At 70.5% G+C, this 17,624-nt stretch carries 12 protein-coding genes; 3 read left to right on the forward strand and 9 right to left on the reverse strand.

Annotated elements, in window-relative coordinates:
• Positions 1 to 194: 194 nt before the first annotated feature.
• Positions 195 to 1,115, reverse strand: a complete 921-nt coding sequence (locus ACSMXO_RS26270) for a hypothetical protein (protein WP_455414208.1) — start codon at positions 1,113 to 1,115, stop codon at positions 195 to 197.
• A gap of 113 nt (positions 1,116 to 1,228) precedes the next feature.
• On the opposite strand from ACSMXO_RS26270, the gene ACSMXO_RS26275 reads away from it, so the two are divergent.
• The gene (locus ACSMXO_RS26275; protein WP_455414209.1) at positions 1,229 to 1,669 is read left to right on the forward strand and encodes a hypothetical protein; all 441 of its coding nucleotides are present in this window, start codon (positions 1,229 to 1,231) and stop codon (positions 1,667 to 1,669) included.
• Here the strand turns inward: ACSMXO_RS26275 and ACSMXO_RS26280 are convergent.
• Both ACSMXO_RS26280 and ACSMXO_RS26285 read right to left on the reverse strand, forming a co-directional pair.
• Entirely contained in the window at positions 1,666 to 4,941 is a 3,276-nt protein-coding gene (locus ACSMXO_RS26280; protein ID WP_455414210.1) for a hypothetical protein, read from the reverse strand. The genes ACSMXO_RS26275 and ACSMXO_RS26280 overlap by 4 nt on opposite strands.
• A gap of 92 nt (positions 4,942 to 5,033) precedes the next feature.
• The gene (locus ACSMXO_RS26285; RefSeq protein ID WP_455414211.1) at positions 5,034 to 6,680 is read right to left on the reverse strand and encodes a sialidase family protein; all 1,647 of its coding nucleotides are present in this window, start codon (positions 6,678 to 6,680) and stop codon (positions 5,034 to 5,036) included.
• 229 nt (positions 6,681 to 6,909) lie between these two features.
• Between ACSMXO_RS26285 and ACSMXO_RS26290 the strand changes: the two genes are divergently transcribed.
• A complete protein-coding gene (locus ACSMXO_RS26290; protein ID WP_455414212.1) occupies positions 6,910 to 8,034 on the forward strand; it encodes a LacI family DNA-binding transcriptional regulator in 1,125 nt (374 codons plus the stop codon).
• A gap of 140 nt (positions 8,035 to 8,174) precedes the next feature.
• Here the strand turns inward: ACSMXO_RS26290 and ACSMXO_RS26295 are convergent, their stop codons facing one another.
• A complete protein-coding gene (locus ACSMXO_RS26295; protein WP_455414213.1) occupies positions 8,175 to 10,118 on the reverse strand; it encodes a M1 family metallopeptidase in 1,944 nt (647 codons plus the stop codon).
• Between the two features lie 306 nt (positions 10,119 to 10,424).
• Between ACSMXO_RS26295 and ACSMXO_RS26300 the strand changes: the two genes are divergently transcribed.
• Positions 10,425 to 10,997, forward strand: coding sequence for a hypothetical protein (locus ACSMXO_RS26300; RefSeq protein WP_455414214.1), 573 nt, complete (start codon positions 10,425 to 10,427; stop codon positions 10,995 to 10,997).
• A 435-nt stretch (positions 10,998 to 11,432) separates the two neighbouring features.
• Here the strand turns inward: ACSMXO_RS26300 and ACSMXO_RS26305 are convergent, their stop codons facing one another.
• From ACSMXO_RS26305 to ACSMXO_RS26325, 5 genes are all read right to left on the reverse strand, one after another.
• Complete coding sequence (locus tag ACSMXO_RS26305) at positions 11,433 to 12,836, reverse strand: MFS transporter (RefSeq protein ID WP_455414215.1); 1,404 nt, start codon at positions 12,834 to 12,836, stop codon at positions 11,433 to 11,435.
• 673 nt (positions 12,837 to 13,509) lie between these two features.
• Positions 13,510 to 14,826, reverse strand: a complete 1,317-nt coding sequence (locus tag ACSMXO_RS26310; protein WP_455414216.1) for an extracellular solute-binding protein — start codon at positions 14,824 to 14,826, stop codon at positions 13,510 to 13,512.
• An 87-nt stretch (positions 14,827 to 14,913) separates the two neighbouring features.
• Positions 14,914 to 15,813, reverse strand: a complete 900-nt coding sequence (locus ACSMXO_RS26315; RefSeq protein WP_455414217.1) for a carbohydrate ABC transporter permease — start codon at positions 15,811 to 15,813, stop codon at positions 14,914 to 14,916.
• Positions 15,810 to 16,694, reverse strand: a complete 885-nt coding sequence (locus tag ACSMXO_RS26320) for a carbohydrate ABC transporter permease (protein ID WP_455414218.1) — start codon at positions 16,692 to 16,694, stop codon at positions 15,810 to 15,812. Before ACSMXO_RS26320 ends, ACSMXO_RS26315 begins: the two co-directional genes overlap by 4 nt.
• Entirely contained in the window at positions 16,691 to 17,512 is an 822-nt protein-coding gene (locus tag ACSMXO_RS26325; RefSeq protein ID WP_346256993.1) for an IclR family transcriptional regulator, read from the reverse strand. Before ACSMXO_RS26325 ends, ACSMXO_RS26320 begins: the two co-directional genes overlap by 4 nt.
• Positions 17,513 to 17,624: the final 112 nt, after the last annotated feature.

Consider the following 17,624-nt stretch of genomic DNA (forward strand, 5'->3'; position numbering starts at 1 on the left):
TCGACCTGCCACGCGGTGCGCCAGCCGGGCCGGGGCGGCCCGGCTGGCGCGCGCTTCGATCGACTCGCGGGTGTGATGGTAGATCGGCCGGGCGGCAAGGTCGCTTTGGACATACCGTCCGGTGCACGCTCTTGACCGCCCCGGTCAGCCGCACGTACCGGTTGCGCTTGACCGGCTGAATTTGTGTGCTGATGTTACGCATTAGCCCGGCGGAGGCGTTCGGCTGCCTGCACCCGCAGCGCATCGACGCCCGCCGGAGCGCCACCGCACAGTGCCATCTCCCGGGCGTTGTACGCAGCCATCCACAGGCTGGCCGCCCACGCGATCTCCAGCTCCACGGCCGTGAACAGGCGCCGTCGAATGTCTTGATAAGCCACCAGGAACGCCTCGGAGCTTTCGATCGGCGCCAGCGTGGGCGGCCCGGAACTGGCGAACGACCCGCTCGCCGCTCCCACAAGCGCCGCCTCCGGCTGCCATGCCAGGCTGTCCCAGTCGTGCACCGCCCACACCTGCCGACCCTGCCACCGCAGGTTCTGCGCCTCGAAGTCGGCGTGGCCGAGCACGCACGGCAAGCCGGCGGCCAGCAGCCGCTCCCGGGCCCGCTCAGCCGTCTCGACAATGTGCTCGGACACGGCACTCTGGTCCCGGCTGTCGAGAATATCGATCGCCGGCCACACCCCAGAATCGGTGTGGTCCCAGCGCACCCAGGGCGGATTCGGCAGCGGCGGCGCGACACTCACGCCGGCAAGTTCGGCCATCAGCCCGGCGAACACCTCCGCGCAGCGCACAGCAATGTCCGGGGCGTCCCCGTGCAACACCTCGCCTCCGGGCCGGAATTCTTCGGCGTGCACGGCCAGTGCACCGACACCGACCACCGGCGTGAGCGGCCGGGCACACGGAAACCCGCGCTCGGCCAGCCGGGCCTGCGCCGCGACACACGACGAGGCCCGGCCGTCGTCGGCGCGCGCCTTGACCACGACGTCCCTGCCACCGGCCAACCGCAGACCAAACACCATCGAGACCTGTCGCGACTGGAACAGCACGCCGGCGGGTTCGCCGCCCAGATGGTCAAGACACCAAGCCGGCAACCAGTCCGGCAGCTCGTCCAAGGCCACACTCAGGACTGTGCCATAGTCACCGAACGCACCGGACCAGACCCGACTGCCGACGCCGCGCCAAGGCTGAGCGGTGAGCACGACCCGCGCGGACGGCTCCTATCCTGGCGGCTGTGGCCGCCACATGGACGATCGCTGACGCCTGGGTCTTCTCCTCTATCGAGGGAACCGGTCCGGACGACGGCTACACCCTCACCCACATCATCGCGAAGGCCGACGCCATCAACCACGCCGTCCTGACCGAGGCCGAGTTCACCCAAGCCGTGCCCCGCTTGATCGCCGCCGGCCTCATCGGCGCGCAAGCCGAAGCCGACCGCTACTGGCACACCGAGACCGGACAGGCACTGCATCGACAACGAACGAAACGCCGCGGCGCGTTCGGCTGGACCGATGCAATACCAGCAGCACTACGCAGGCTCGGCGAGCCCCAAGACACCGCGTGGGCACTGCCCACCGGCGTCTTCGACCGCGCGACCCAGGAATATCTACAGCGAGCCGACGCCACCCTCAGCCAACACAGCGTTCGGCCCCAAGATCCAGGAGACCCGCCCTAACGCACCTTGTCGTAGATTTCGAGTTCGTGCACGCGCGCCACGTCGATCTCGTCCGTGGATCGCTCGGTAACCACCAGGCGAACCTGGTCGGTGGGGCCGGAGTCGATCGGGATGTCGACCACCGGAAGGGTGTTGCCGGTGAAGGCGCCGACCTGCGCCCAGGTGCCGTCAGAGCCGCGGGTCTGCACGATGCCGGCGACGATCCGAAGGGAAAGGGTTCCTCCGCCGGTGTAGAGCCGCACCAGCCTCGGCGTGGTCGGCGTGGCGAGGTGGACGGTGATCGACGGCTGTGCGTCGCCGAGGGCGGAGAGCCAGCGGCTGGCGTTCGAGGTGGCGTTGCCGTCCACCGCCAGGTCGCCGGTGTACCGCGGCTGGTATGTCGAGCTGACCTCGACCGGCCGGTTCAGCGCAAGATTCGGGCCGTCCGGAATGTACACCTCGGGCACCTCCCACTCGGTGCTCGGCGAGTATCCGACGGTCCCGTCCGGCAGGCGGGTGGCGACGCGCACCTGCACCACGGTCGGCCGCTCGAGGGTCGACAGGTCCAGGGTCTGCGTGAAGGCATACCCGGTCTCGTGGGCGGTGTCGGTCCAGGTCTGCGCCCCGGCAACCCGCCACTGCGCCCAGCTCTCGACCGTGGCGAGGTACGACCAGAAGACCAGTGGCGTCAAGGGTTCGCCATCGACCGTGACACCGCGCAACTCCGGCCCCAGCGGGTCGTCGGAGAGGCTCACGTCGACAGCGAGGACGGCGACGCCGTTCGGGGGCAGTGCGAGCGACCACTCGGCGTCGCCGGTCCTGGCGACCTTTCCGGTGACGGCCCGCCAGCCCGTCCAACTGGCGCGACGGCCCGGTTCGACGCCGCGCGGGTTGAGTGTCACGGTCGCCGAGGTGGCCCGGCCGAGTTGGTTGAGCGCCACCACGTACGCCCGGGTGCCGTCGGTGGAGCGCGCGGTGATGACGTCCACATTGGGGTCGTCGACGGTGAGCAGGGTCCGTGGCATCCACAGGTCCACCGGCTGTCCGTACAGCCGGCCGGCGGCGAAGCCGTACGGCCGGTGGGAACCCACCTTGGCGGTGCAGAGTCCGGGCGGGAAGCTGACCTTGCCGCCGGTGCGCAGGTGGGCTTCGGCGAGCAGGTAGTCCAGTACCCACCCGATGTGCCACCAGCCGTGCCATGGGTAGACGCTGTCACCGCCGTTGCCGGCCGACCAGTAATACGACGGGATGCCGCTGCTGGCACCGACGAAGGCGTCGCGGCCGCGGGCCGCGGCCCGGGCCAGGTCGAGAAAGTGCACGTCGCCGGTGAGCTGGAAGAACCGCACGAACGCACCGGCGTGGCTGGCCAGCAGGATGGGCCCGGCCCATCTCGCGCTGCCGGTGTAGCCGGACCGCTCGTAGCTGAGGCCGACCTGGCTTGTCTGCCAGTCCGCCATTTCGACACCGTGGAAGGTCTTCGTGGTCGTGGTGGCGGTGGGATGGTCGAAGATGTGCAGCGTGTAGAAGCGGGCGCACGCGATCGCCGCGTCCCGATAGAACGGGACGCCGGTCAGCTCGTGCAGGTCGAGCAGGGCCTGCGCGGCGAAGATGACGGAGAAGTCGCGGGTCAGCCGGGCGTCGTCGCAGACCCCGACGAAGTCACCGGTGGTGACCGCGTGCTCGATGAACCAGTCGGCGCCGCGGCGGGCCGCGGCCAGGTACCGGGCGTCGCCGAGGATCCGGTACGCGGCGACGAAGCCGTACCAGGTGGCACGCAGATCGGGCAGCTCCGGGTACTGCCGGACGTCCGGCTTCTCCCGCTGGTAGCCGATGTCGAAGCTGCCGTCGTCGTGCTGCCAGCTCAACAGCTTTTCGGCGCCGAGCCGGATCCGATCCCGGATCTCGGTGTCCGACGGGTCGAACAGGGCGATGTTGCCCATGTCGGCGAGCGTGTAGAAGGTGGTGAAGATCGGCGAAACGTAGTCCGGGGTGGGGTTGTTGGTCCAGGGAAGCTCGCTGACCCAGCCACCGTTCATGAAGTACTCGCCGAGCGCGGCGCCGTGGAACGGCCCCTCGGTGGTCTGCTGTTGGGCCAGCTTGAAGTTCCGGGCCACCGGCAGCCGGTCATGGCGGATGATCGGGTCACCGGTGAGCCTGTCCATCATCCACATCGCACCGACGTCGGAGAGCTTGCCGCTCTCCGCGCCGAGGGTCAGCCCGGCATACTCCCAGGTGTGCCACTGGGAGCGTGGCGAGACGATGAAGTCGTGCATCCGGTTGATCCGATGCGACAGCGAGTTGGCCGCATTCGCCAGGGCCAGATAGTCGCCCAGCCGGTACACGTCCCGGGTGGCATGTTTGGCCACCTCGTACCAGCCGTCGTCGCTGAGCACGTACCGGAACGTCGCCGTGACCGACTCGCCGGCGGCGAGCTGCGAGCCGGCCTGCCCGAGCACCGGGTAGACGCTCGTCGGGCTGAGTTCGCCGGTGAGCGCCCGCAGCGACATGCCCACCTGCCAGGTGCTCTGCGTGGAGGCGTTGCTGGCCCACGGGTCGCGGGCCAGCGACGGGTCGGCGATGACGGCGAGAGCGACGTCCTGGGTGCGGCTCCGCAGGATGGCGCTGAGGCTGGTCGTCGTGGCCTCCGTGGTCACCAGCGGTACCGTCGGCACGCCCACCTGGTACTGGTAGGTCAACGTGTCGTCGGTCGCCGAGGTCGCCGACGACCAGTAGCCAGGAATGACGCCCCAGCCGAGGTCGTCGTCGGCAAGGGTGCCGAGCGTCGGGCTGGGGATGGAATACCAGCCGGCGCTGTTCGGCGTCCAGGTGAGGGTCACCAGGACGTCGGTCGCGGCGGCAGGGTCGAGCCGCCACACCGCCCGCATGGTGCCGGTGGGCTGCGTCGCGACGAAGGTGACCGTCTGCCCCCGCCGGCTCGCCCGCTGCGGAAGGAACGACATCCGGGTTCCGGCGGTCACCCGCCGCACACTGTCGGCGTCCGGTGCCGAGCCGGCCGACCAGATGCCGTACCGGCCGGACGGCGTGAGGACGGTCCGCCAGCCGTTGTGCCGCTTTCTCCGCAGCCAGGTCAATGCCCAACCGTCGGGGGTGTGCTGCCATCTCAGGCTGATCGCGTGGTTCTGCAGGACAAGGGCGTCACCGTCGCCGCCGCCGTCGGTGGTGCCGGCGGCGGCACCGGATGCCAGCAGGGCGGGCACTGCGGCGCCGGCGCCTCCGGCCGCGGCGTACCGGAGCAGGGCGCGGCGGGCGAGTCCCGCTTCGGGCCGGGTCATGGGAACCTCCGAGTGCGGTCGAGCAGATGCCTGCGAGAGCCGACGGTCTATCTGCGGGGAGATTGGCTCGCCGGTGCGAACCCGAGCGGGCGTCAACGACCGGGCGGGACCTGCGTCAGGCGGATGTGGTCGAGGCCGAGTCCGGTCCCGCCGCCGGGTCCGGGCCCGTCGACCGCGAGTCGCAGCCGGTAGGTGCCGGGGCGGGCGATGGTGAAGCGTCCGCAGGAGAACTCGCGGAAGGCGGTGCCGACGTCGATGGCCGGCGCGAAGGTCGCTCCCGGTCCGACGCCGACGATCGAGGCACTGACGATGCCCGCTGCGGCGTCCTGCCGGCACCGGGCCGTCACGACGTAGACACCGGGCAGCGGTACCGGCACGGACAGCTCGAGGTGGTCGCCCGGTGCCGCCGCCGCGTAGTCGAGCAGGCGGTATCCCGACGCGTTCGGATCGACGACGGCCTCGGCGGCACCCCCGCTGACCCGCCACCGCGCGGTCTCGGCCGGCAGGCGGAACTCCCTGATCCGGGGACCCCGCCGCAGCGAATCCTCACCACCAGTGAGCCATGCCAGGTCGAAGCGCGCGAGCGCGACGTGGTCGACGACGTTGTTGGTGCTGACATCCTTGCCGTACAACACCAGGATCGTCCCGTCGGCGAGCCGGGCGATGTCCGAGTAGCTCGACCGTCCGGGGTAGACGGTCCTGCTGTAGCGGTAGCTGCATCCCTCGTCGTAGCTGAGGCTCACGGTCAGGTTCTCCCGCGCAGCGGTGCTGTCCGGCCGGCTGAACAGCGTCCGGGAGACGGCATGGCTGCCCGGACCACCGGTGTAGCGGGTGAAGCTGGCATCCACGGCGGTGAAGTGGGCCACCGACGAGTCGAACACCAGTGGCGACCACGACTCGCCCCGGTCGACGCTGACCGCGGTGATCCGGGGGTGGACGCCGCCGCTGGAGTACCGGCCGTTGAGGACGATCGAACCGTCGGGCCGCTGCACCAGGCGTGACTCGTTGACCGGGTATATCGGCGACACCGGGGCCACCCCGCCGGCCCGCCAGGTGGCGCCGTGATCGTCGCTGACGATCACGCCGACCCCGTACCGCCGCTGGTCGGCCGGGAACGCCACGCCGCGCCGGTGCCACACCTGCTGCACGAGCCGGCCGTCGGCGAGCTGGATCCCGTGGCCCGGCCCGGGCAGATGGAACGTCCATTCGTGCTCGTCACCGTCGAAGAGACCGGTCACCTCGCTGCGGTCGGACCAGCTTCGACCGTCGTCGTCGGTGAACCGGAAAAACACCCGGCTCGCCGCGTTGTGCTCGTTGAGCGCGTAGAAGACGAAGACCCGGCCGGTCCACCGGTCGACGAGCGGCGTCGGGTTCGCCCAACTCTCCTCCCCCTCGCTTGCCTCGATCGCGATGCTGTCGCCCCAGGTGGCCCCGCCGTCGACGCTGCGTCGGCACACCACGTGGTGTGCGCCGTCATCAGCGCGGCTCAGGCGCGCCTCGCTGAAAGCCAGCACGGTGTCCCGAGTAGTGACCGCCAGGCCGTAGACGAAGTGCGTCACCACCCCGTCCTCGCCACTGGCCCAGACCGTCGACTCGGCGAAGAACCCGTCGCGTGCCAGTGGCGTGGAGCCGGAGCCGAGGGCGGGACGCGCGCCGAGGACCGCCGCGCCCGCTGCGGCCGCACCGGCGGCCAGGACGGTTCGTCGTGGTACGCCGTGCCGGTTGATGGGCAGGACCATGCGAATGTCTCCTTGGACGGAGGGCTCCGGGCATTGCACGACCTCGATGAGGTTTTCCGGACGTTACCGCCGTCCTGATCATGACACCAGACGCTAATGGGTATTAGCATTTCCGGCTCGTTTCTTGCCGCTGGCCGTCGGGAGACTCGTGCCAGCTCCCTTGACACTGCCGCAACCCCCGGGTGAAGCTTGCGATCACCACAGTCGGGCGCATTAGCAAGGGGCAGGAATGACCCGCGGGCCGGCGAGGCGACCGATCCAGGCCGACGTCGCCCGCCTCGCCGGCGTCAGCCAGACGACGGTCTCGCTCGTGCTGAACGAGCGCGACGCGGGCGTGCGGATAAGCCCGGCGACCCGGGAGCGGGTGCTGAGCGTCATCCGCGAGTTGGGCTACGTCGCCAATGCCTCCGCGCGGTCGCTCGCCGGCGGTCGCAACAGGATCATCGGCGTCTACACCTTTGAACCTGTCTTCCCCACCACCAGCCTCGACTTCTACTTCCCGTTCCTGCTCGGCATGGAGCAGGAGGCCGCCGAGCTCGGGTACGATCTGCTGCTGTTCACCGGCGTTGCCGGCGGCCGGCAGATCTTCCGGGACGGGTCGACGCGGCTGGCCCTGGCCGACGGTGCGCTGCTCCTCGGCCGCTATCCGAATGTCGAGGAGATCGAGCAGCTTCGCGACTCCGGTTACCCGTTCGTCTACGTGGGACACCGCGAGGTCAGCGGTCCGCCGATCCCCTATGTCGCCGCCGACTACGCCCGAGCGACGCAGCAGCTCACCGAGCGGCTGTTCGAGGTGGGACACGAGCGGGTCGTGTACGCGCGGATCGGCAACGGTGACGCCCAACCGAGCCGCGACCGGGAGAAGGGGTTCCGGCGCGCGGTGCCGGCCGGAGACCTGCGCCGGCCCGTCGGCCCGGTGTGGACACTCGAGTCGCCGGACGAGGTGGCGGGGTTGCTCGCGGAGATCCGGCGGGCCGGCGTCACCGCGGTCGTCGCGGAACAGCACGTCCTCGCCCAGGAGCTCCTGGCGTGCGGTGAGCGGCAGGGCATGTCGGTTCCGGGCGACCTGAGCATCGTCGTTCTCGGTGACTCCACGGGTGCCCGCGGTGACGACACGCCCTGGACCGGGCTGGTGGTGCCCCGCGAGCAGATGGGCCGACAGGCGACCCGGCTGCTGGTTCGGCTGTTGAAGCCGGCAGAGGAGGCGGAGGCGACGGAGGCGACGGAGGCGGCCCAGTGCGAGAGCGTCGAGTGCCCGCTCGTGCCGGGCGCCACCGTCGCGCCGCCGCCCGTACCGTCGAGACAGCGGCGACCCCGCCGACAACCACGGCAGACCGGAGTGTCGACATCATGATGCCGGCTCTCCGGACCGCGACCACACCGACGGCTCACGACAGCCGCGCACGCACACGCCGGGCGCGCCCGAAGCCGAGCCCGTCCCGGTGGTACGGGCCGGTGGGCCGGCTCGTACCACCGGACGGTTCCCGCGGTCGATCAGTAGCGCATCGGCGGCCCGTCGGGCCGGAGCGACGAGCTGAACCGGGGCTCGCGTACCAGATCCTTCCTCGGCTGGTCGGGGCCGCGCCGGACGCCCGGCGCCGCCGGCTTGGTCGTGCTGTAGAGCCAGGCGGCGAAGAACTCGTCGAGAGACTTCCCGGAGATCTGCTCGGCGAGCGCGATGAACTCGTCGGTGCTGACCGTGCCACCCGCCCGGGAAGCCGTCCAGGTGCGCAGGATGTCGAAGAAGGCGGCGTCGCCGACGGTGACCCGCAGCGCCTGTAGCGTCATCGCCCCGCGGCTGTAGACGACCGGGGAGAGCATCTCCGCCGCACCGGGATCGCCGATCTTCAGCTGCCAGATCGGTGAGTCGGCGGGGAACTCCCGGTAGTAGTAGTCGAAGGTTTCCTGGGGCGTCGAGCCGCCGTCGTGCTCCTCCCAGAGCCACTCGGCGTAGGTCGCGAACCCCTCGTTGAGCCAGATGTCCCGCCACTGCCGGACCGTCAGGGCGTCGCCGAACCACTGGTGGGCCAGTTCGTGGACCACGACGCTGTCGGCCTGGCTCTGGTACGCGAAGAAGTCGGGTGAGTAGACGGGCCGGGTCTGGGTCTCGAGCGCGAAGCCGAGTGGCGCCTTGTCGACGATGGCGCCCGCCGTGGGGAACGGGTACGGGCCGAACGCGTCGGCGAGGAACTCGATGACCTCGGGCTGGCGGCCGAGTGCCCGATCGATGACGCTGCCCGCGGACGGCAGCCCGTCGACCGTGGTGGCGGCCCAGGTGTTCGGGTTGGCGGGACTGCCCGCCGGAGCGCCCGGCGTGGTCCAGCCGTCCAGGACATCCCCGTCCGCCTCGAAGGAGGTGTTGCCGGCCCCGGTGGAGACGGTGAGGTCGTCCAGGTATACGCCGGTGCGCTCGGTCGTGTCGTCGGCCGGGCCCGGCGCCTTGGTGACGTAGGAGAGCGAGACCTCCACCCGCTTGCCCGCGTACGCGGCCAGATCGACCGTCCACCTGCCGTACTCGCTGCCATAGTTGAACGAACTCTGCGCGAACCACCTGCCGGTGGTGCCGGACGGCGCGCACGTGCCGTCGGGCCCGACGCTCAGGTAGTGGGCGAGGAAGGGATGCGTGCCGGGGATGCTGTCGCACATCGACCCGGCGTAGCCCCTGGCGTAGCCGTCGGCGTCCGGCAGGGTGGTCCAGTCGTCCGACCCGACGGTGTGCGCCTCGACGAAGAAGAAGCCCGGGTCCGGCGTGTCCAGGCTGGCCCAGAAGCTGAGCTGCGCGCCGTCGGCGGGGACGTCGATGGTCCGGGAGAGCCGCTTGTAGCCGGGCGCGCCGCTCCGGGAGTAGAGCAGCCGGTCCCCGGTGCGTGGCCGCACGACCGGCCCGGTCAGCTCGCTGTCGACCGCGTCCCAGTAGCGGACCCCGTCCCGTTCGTACGCGCGCAGGTCGAACCGGCCCACGGTGGCGGTGGCCAGGTAGGAAGCCATCGGCTGCCGGGCGTCCCAGCTCCACGTGGTCCGGCCGTCCCGGCTGGAGCGGCCGGTCAGGACGCCGTTCGAGACCGCCGTCAGGCCGTCCGGCACGGTGATCCGGATGGTGTACGACGCCTTGTCGCTCGGGTGGTCGTTGACCGGGAACCAGGTGGCGGCGGCGTGCGGTTGGCCGGCCACGACCATGCCGTCTGCGGTGTGGACGAAGCCGGAGGTGCCGATCGCCGGGTCGTCGATCGTCTGCGGTACGCCGTCGTAGCGCACCACGGTGGTGAAGGTGGCATTCCGTGCGACGCCCCACGCCGGGGTGACCGTCAACTCGCCCCCGTCCCGGCTCCACCTGGCCGAGTGCCCGCCGACCGTGACCGAACGGACGGTCAGCCCGTCGAGGTCGAGGTTGAAGGCGGAGAGGTTCTGCGTGGCGACCGAGGTGATCGTCGCGCTCACGATACGGAGCGGAGCGGCCTGACCCGCTGTCTACTGCCGACACATTCCGGCCCTACACCTTGTCGGTACCGCTGGCAGCGGTCTGGTGGGGCACTTCCGATGGAACAGGTCGAGCGCCCGGTGGGCGTGATCCGCGGATCTCCGGTACGGCCCCGGCGGCACTTCGGACCGGTCGCAGCCCGGACTCGTCAACAACGGGAAGGACTGCCGAGGCACCGAGTCGCCGCCCCGTCGTGAGCACGCGTACTCAGGGAGGCTCGGCCGGGTGCCTTCCATCGATTGCCGGCGATGGGCATGATGGTCCGCATGCGAAGGACACTGATTGTGATCACGGCCCTGATCCTGGCGGTCGTGTCGGTTGGCGGGCCGGCGGTGGCGCAGCAGCGGCCACCGGAAATCCCTGACCGGGTCATGTTGCAACCGGAGGATCTCCGGGGGGCCGTGCCGGGGCCGGTGGAGGACGGACTGAGGTGGCCGCTGCTGCCCCAACCGTGCCCGGACACGCCAATGCCGCAGCCGGTCGTGAGCCGCGCCGAGGCAGCCGACCTCAGTACCCGGTTCCGGGTCTACCAGAACGTCGCCTGGTACCGCGGCGACGGGGCACATGCGTACGTCACCGAACTGAAGGCGCAGCTTGCCCGGTGCGGGGTAGGTGGCTACGACGAGGGCTTCGACCCGGTCGCCGAGGACCACCTCGGGCCGGACACGGTGCTGTTCCTCCGCACCTACGACGAAGGCGACCGCTACGTCGGCTACGTCGCCGCTGCGGTCGGCCACTACCTGGTGGTGGTCATGATGTCGGACTCATACCTGGGAGCGGCCGACCTGACCACGCTGAACGGCCTGGCCGGTACCGCGATGAGCCGAGCGGCGGCGTAGCCGGCGAGGCCGGCCCTCCAGGAGACCGGCCGAGCCGGTGCTGCTGCCGGCCCTCACCGCCGCAGCGCTGACCGCGGCGGTGCAAGCCGCTCTGGACAACGTACGCCGACACGCCGGCCCCAGCGCCCGCGCCTGGATGCTGGTCGAGGACGAGGGGGATGTGATACGCGTCGCCGTCCGCGGCACGGGATCGGATTCCCTCCGGAGAGGCTGACCGAGGCGGCCGAGGCCGGTCGGCCGGGCATTGCCCAGGCGATACCCGGCCGGATCACCGCCCTCGGCGGCACGACAACGATCCACAGCCCTCAACGGCACGACAACGATCCACAGCAGTCCAGGCGAGGGAACCGAGGTCGAATTCTCGGTTCCGCGGCGAAGGCCCGCCGGGCGGTGAGCGCCACCCAACAGCCGGGCGCCCGACCACGGGGTACCGGGTCAGGAAACTCGGCTCGTGGGCCGGGCCCAGGTCGCGAACAGCACAAGCGCGGCCAGCGGGAAACCGACGGCGCAGGTCAGCGCGACGGCCATGGCGGACGATTGCCCCGACGCGCCGGCCGAGCCGCCGTAGATGCTGCTGAGCACGGCGAGGCCGACAGCGCCGCCGAGTTGCTGCATGGCCTGGTTGAGGCTGGCTGCCGAGCCGGTCTGTCCGGCCGGTGCCGTGTGCATGACGACCGCTGTCAGCGGTGCCACGGTCAGCCCGGCCCCCAGCCCGAGCGCCAGGAACGGGCCCAGCAGGCCGCTCAGGAACGTGCTGTCAGCGTTCAACCGCGACATCCAGAACAGCCCGGCGCTCAACGCGACCATCCCGGCCGAGGCGACGACCCGCTCGCCGTACCGGGCGACGAGCCGACTCGTGTTCAGATTCGTGGCCAGCAGGGCCACGGTGAACGGCAGCACCGAAAGCCCCGTCTGCAGCGGGGTGAACCCGAGCGCCTCCTGGGTGAAGAGCGCCGCGAAGTACAGAAACCCGAACTGGCCGGCCGGGATGAGCAGCATCGCGAGCCACGGCGCGGCCGAGCCCATGCGGGTGAAGAACGTCAACGGGACCACCGGCGCCGGGTGCCGCCGCTCGACGAGAACGAGCGCGACCAGCCCGACCACGGCGACAGCCAGTGCGGCCAGGACCGGTCGGGCGGTCCAGCCCTCGGCGGCGGCCGTCGTCAGCGCGTACACCAGCGCCGCCATCGCGACGGTGGACGCCGCAGCGCCACCGACGTCGAGGCGACTCGCTGATCGGACCTGCTCGGGCATCAGCCTCCGGACGCCGACGATGACCGCCAGCCCGATCGGAGCATTGACGAACATCACCGCCTGCCATCCGAACGCCGACGTGAGCAGCCCACCCAGAACCAGGCCGGTCGCGGCGCCGACGCCAATCGAGGTGACGAAGACCGCCATCGCACGAGCCCGCTGCCGCCCCGGTTCGGTGATCGCCATGAGCAGCACCAGGATGCTCGGCGCCGCCAGCGCGGCCCCCGCACCCTGCAAGGCGCGCGCCGCGATGAGGATCGCCTGGCTACCAGCGAATCCCCCCAGCAGGGACGCGGCGGTGAACACCGAGACACCGACGAGCAGGGCCCGCCGGGGCCCGATCATCGACCCGACCCGGCCGCTGACCAGAACCAGGCCACCGAACACCAGCGCATACGCCGTCACCACCCAGGACAGGCCGGCGTCGGTGAAACCCAGCGCCTGCCGGATCTCCGGCAGCGCCACGTTGACCACACTGGTATCGATGACCAGCGTCAACTGGGTCAGGCAGAGCACCAGTACGGCCGGCAGCACCGCCCCCAGCCGACCCAGCTCGCTGTGCCGTGTCGGCGATGCCGCTCTCACCGAACCCTTTTCAACCTCCCCTTGCGGTGCGGTGGACCGCAAGGTCAGCCGCAGTGCGTGAGCGCCGCGCGGTTCAGGTTGAAAAGGGTTCCCTCCGCGGTCGTCATACGCCGTCCTCATGCCCGCGTCTCCTCAAGCTCAGCCGGAACGAGGCGGATGGCGATCGCAGCCACCCGCTCCCGTGGTTCGCCATCGAAAACGACGGGTGGCCAGGATTATTCGATCCCTTGCCGTTTCGGCAAGACGCACGGCGGGACAGGCGCCCGCAGCGCCTGAGCCTGACACCTTCGTCGGCAGTTCCGGACATCGGCGACGGACGGTGACATCCCCGGTGGGTGGTGGCGCGCCCGGGCGGTGGCCTGCGGCGACGGCGTTGTCCGAGTCGAGAGGATTCCCGCCAGCCGCCACCCGGCCCGCGCTGGGGATCTAGGTCACCGGTGCCGTGGGACGGGGTGACCGCGGTGCCAGCCGCCATGCCGCCGTCGGCGTCACGGGGGCGTCGTGTCATGCCGCCGGGGGATTCACGGTTCACACCTCGGCGGAGGTCCGGACGGCACCGATGCCCGTCCGGCCACGACGTCGATGTCGATTGCGAGCTGCTGACCGGCGCGGACGACCGCCCGGGGCGCGGGCGACCGCAGGACCGCGATCGCCCGCACGCCGCCTGGCAAGGTCACTTCGTCAGCGCCTGCATCTGCTCACGGGCCGTGGTCAGGGCCTCCTTCGGGGACGCCTTCCCCACCAGTACGGCCTGTACGCCGGTGGCGAGGGCCTGTTCGATCTGGGCGAACTGAGGGTAGATCCAGAACGGGTCGGGTTCGGCGGACGCCCCGATGCTGGCGGTGAACTCCTTGGTGAACACGTCCGCCTGGACCTCCGCACCGGACAGCCCCGCTGTGGTGGTGGGCGGAAGCCCTGCCTTGGCGAACCAATCGGCGCCGTACTTCGGGTCGCTGGTGAGCGTCGCGGCGAACTTGGTCGCCGCCTCGGCACCGCTGCCCTGCACGACCGCGATCGCGTGTCCCCAGGCCAGGTTGCGCGACTTCGCTCCGGCGGTCAGCACTGGCCGGGGGGTGGGCCGCAGCTTCTCGCCGAGTTGCTTGTCCGGGGCGGTCTTGAGAACCGCGCCCCGGCCCGCGATGGCGTCCTCGTAGTAGCCGACCTTTCCCTGCGCGAACAGGGCACGGGCGTCGAACCGGTTCACGTCGGGGGCGATGAGCTTCTCGTCGTACAGCTTCTTGTACCAGGTGAGCGCCGCTACGCTGGCGTCGTCGCCGACGACCACCTGGCCATCCTGGACGACCGGCGAGCCGAACGCCCACATCCAGGCGATGAAGTCCTTGAGCTGGTCGACCTTGGTCATCGCCGCCCACGGCACGATCCCGTTACCGAGTCCCTTGAGCGCGCGCAGCGCCTGCTCGAAGTCCTCGATGGTGGTCGGCGGGGTGCTGATGCCGGCCTTGCCGAGCAGTTCGGAGTTGCCGATCAGGCCGATCCCCGCCGTGGTCCAGGGCAGTCCGTACTGCTTGCCCTGGACCTTCCCGATGTCCAGCGCCGCCTGGGTGTAGCCGCCACCGGTCGCCGGCGAGCCGAACTCCACCAGCTTGCCGGTGGCGGCCAGGGTGGCGAGCCAGGCGACGTCCACCTGTACGGCGCCGGTGAGCGTGCCGCCACGGACCTGCAGCAGCACCTGGTTGAGATAGTCGTTGTACGGGTACGACGCGGTGGTGATCTTCGCGCCGTTGGCGCTGGCGTACGTGTCGAGGAGCGCCTGGAGCGCGTCCTTCGTCGACGCCTCGTTGAGCGACCACCCGGTGAACGAGAAGTCCTTCCCGCCGTCGTCGCTCGACGACCCGGCGGATCCGGTGGTCGACGGGGCGCAGCCGGCGAGGGCCCCCGCGCCCAGCGTGGCGCCGGCGCCGAGGCCCACGAGCCGGAGCAGGTTACGGCGGGACAGCGAGCTGGCGGGAAGACTGCCTGACGATGTCATCTGGAATCTCCTGTGGTTTCGGGACGAGGTGTGTGGCGTCATGGCCGGCCGCCCGGAGCCGGGACGGTCGGCGCGGGATGCGGGGCGTCAGCCCTTGACCGCGCCGGCGGTGAGGCCGGCGACGAGGTAGCGCTGGAGGATGATGAAACCGATGACGACAGGTAGCGATACGACGAGCGAGGCGGCCATGAGGTCGGGCCAGGCTGCCTGGAACTCGCCCAGGTAGGTGTTGACCAGCCCCGGAGGAAGGGTCTGCTTCTCCGGGCCGGCGAGGGTGAGGGCGAAGATGAAGTCGTTCCAGCCGCGGATGAAGGCGAACAGTCCGGTGGCGACGAGGCCGGGCAGGCTCACCGGCAGCACGATGCGGTGGATGATGGCGCCCTGCCCCGCGCCGTCCACCTTGGCCGCCTCGATCAGTTCGTCGGGGATCGTGTCGAAGAAGCCCTTGAGTATCCAGACACAGAGCGGCAGCGTGAACGTCGTGAAGGAGAGCACCAGCGCCAGGTAGGTGTTGAGCAGCCCGTACGCGCTGAAGACCAGGTAGAGCGTGATGAGCAGGAGCGCCTGCGGGAACATCTGGGAAGCCAGCACCAGGTACATCAACGACCGCCGGCCGCGGTAGCGGAACTTCGCGAAGGAGTACGCGGTGTAGCCGGAGACGATCACCGTGAGGACCGCGGTCAGCAGCGAGACGACAAGGCTGTTGCCCAGATAGCGGGCCAGCGCCGGGTTGTCGGCGAGGTTGGTGAAGTGCTCGAAGGTCACCGTCCGGGGCCACAGCCGGGGCGGGAAGGCGAACACCTCGTCGTTCGGGGTGAGTGCGGTGACCAGCAGCCAGTAGACCGGGCTGAAGGCGAAGGCGCCGATCACGGCGACGGTGACGGCCGCACCGAACGGCCGGGGCCGGCGTTGGCGTCGGGCGCCCGGCGAGGCGGCGGGGGTACCGGCATCCTGTGCCGGCAGAGTCCTGGATTCGGCGATCGTCACGACTTCTCCCCTCGTTCGGCGGCCCAGACGTACACCACGACGAGGACCGACAGCAGCGCCATCCAGAGCGCGCCGAGCGCGGCGGCGCGGCCCAGGTCGAAGCCCTTGAACGCGGTGTCGTAGACCGACACGGCAAAAGTCGTGGTGGCACCGGCGGGCCCGCCGCCGGTCAGCACGTAGATCGTGTCGAAGTGCTGGAAGTTCCAGATGGTCTCCAGCAACAGCACCACCCCGACGATGCCGCGCAGGTGGGGCAGGGTGACGTGCCAGAACCGGCGTAGCGTACCGGCCCCGTCGAGCGCGGCCGCCTCGTGCAGCGTCTGCGGCACGGTCTGGAGGCCGGCCAGCAGCATCACCATCATCCAGGGGAAGCTGGCCCAGGACTTGGCGACGATCACCGCGAGCATCGCCGTACCGGGCTGCCCGAGCCAACTGATCGGGTCGTCGACCAGGCCGAGGCGTACCAGCAGGCCGTTCAGGACCCCGTAGTTGGCGTTGAAGATCCACATCCAGACGAACGAGACCACGACGCCGGGGATGATCCACGGGAAGAGGAACAGCCCTCGGAGTACGGCCCGGCCGGGCAGCCGGGTGTGCAGCGCGAGCGCGAGGGCGAAGCCGATCGCGAACGGGATGAGCGTGCTGGCGACGGTGAACACGAGGGTGTTCTGCAGCACCGGCCAGAACTGGTCCGCGAGGACGGTCCGGAAGTTGTCCAGCCCGGCGAAGCTGCGCCCGGGCAGCACCAGGCTCTGCCGGAACAGGCTCGTGGTCAAGGACCCGACCAGGGGATAGAGCACGATCGCGCTGAACAGCACCAGCGCCGGCAGGGTGAGCAGGAAGCCGAAGGTACGGTCGGAGAGCCGGCGCCCGGCGCTCATGACACCACCTCTGGCGTGCTGAACCGCTGCGGTGTGACGTGGGCCGGGCCGACATAGCCGAGACCGATGCTGATCGAGTCGGCCGCTTCGATCACGGCCCGCACGAGTTCCGCCTCGCGGTGCGGCAGGTCGATCGCGGACAGCGGGCCGGACACCGACAGGCCCGCCACCACCGCTCCGGATCCGTCCCGGATCGGCGTCGCGACGCAGGCCCGGCCGAGGGCCAACTCCTCGATCTCGGTGGCGTAGCCCCGGGCCAGCGTACGGGCGATCTCCTCGTCGAGCTGCTCGTGGCTGGTGACCGTGTGGGGCGTGTAGGCCGGCAGCGTCTCGCCCGGCAGCACGCTGCGCCGCTGGTCGGCGGTGAGCCCGGAGAGCAGCGCCTTGCCGAGACCGGTGGCGTGCAGCGGGTTGTACTGCCCGGCGAGGACGAACGACCGGGGGGCGTTCCGGCCCTCGAAGTTGAGCAGGTAGAACAGCCGGTCACCACGCCGTACCGCGACGTTGGCGCCCAGCCCGAGCTCGGCGGCGAGGTTCTGCGCCGTCTGCCGGGCCTCCCGGTGCACCGGGTGGTTGTTCAGGACCGAACCGCCGAGCGAGACCAGGTCGAGCCCGAGCCGGTAGAGGCCGCTGATCGGGTCGCGGTCGACGAAGCCGGCGCTCTCCAGGGTGGCCAACAGCCGGGACGCGGTGGAGAGGCCGAGGCCGGTCGCCTTGGCCACGTCGGAGACGCGCATCTCGGACCGCCCGGCGCTCAGGGCGCGCAGCACGCCCAGTGCCCGCTCGACGCTCTGGTTGCTGCCGGATTCCGCTGCCATGTGAGACCCTCTCTGAAAGTTACTTGCGCGATCCGGGAAGTTAATCCCGGAGGTTGCACGCGGTCAACGCCCGGATGCCGTGGCGATCGGCCTCGGCATCCGGCGTCGACCG

Source organism: Plantactinospora sp. DSM 117369, from assembly GCF_053764795.1.

What these genes read in the sequence shown, in the direction of transcription:
- ACSMXO_RS26280 (WP_455414210.1), bottom strand. Translation starts at nt 4,941, where the DNA reads ATGACCCGGCCCGAAGCGGGACTCGCCCGCCGCGCCCTGCTCCGGTAC.
- ACSMXO_RS26285 (WP_455414211.1), bottom strand. Translation starts at nt 6,680, where the DNA reads ATGGTCCTGCCCATCAACCGGCACGGCGTACCACGACGAACCGTCCTG.
- ACSMXO_RS26290 (WP_455414212.1), top strand. Translation starts at nt 6,910, where the DNA reads ATGACCCGCGGGCCGGCGAGGCGACCGATCCAGGCCGACGTCGCCCGC.
- ACSMXO_RS26300 (WP_455414214.1), top strand. Translation starts at nt 10,425, where the DNA reads ATGCGAAGGACACTGATTGTGATCACGGCCCTGATCCTGGCGGTCGTG.
- ACSMXO_RS26310 (WP_455414216.1), bottom strand. Translation starts at nt 14,826, where the DNA reads ATGACATCGTCAGGCAGTCTTCCCGCCAGCTCGCTGTCCCGCCGTAAC.
- ACSMXO_RS26320 (WP_455414218.1), bottom strand. Translation starts at nt 16,694, where the DNA reads ATGAGCGCCGGGCGCCGGCTCTCCGACCGTACCTTCGGCTTCCTGCTC.
- ACSMXO_RS26325 (WP_346256993.1), bottom strand. Translation starts at nt 17,512, where the DNA reads ATGGCAGCGGAATCCGGCAGCAACCAGAGCGTCGAGCGGGCACTGGGC.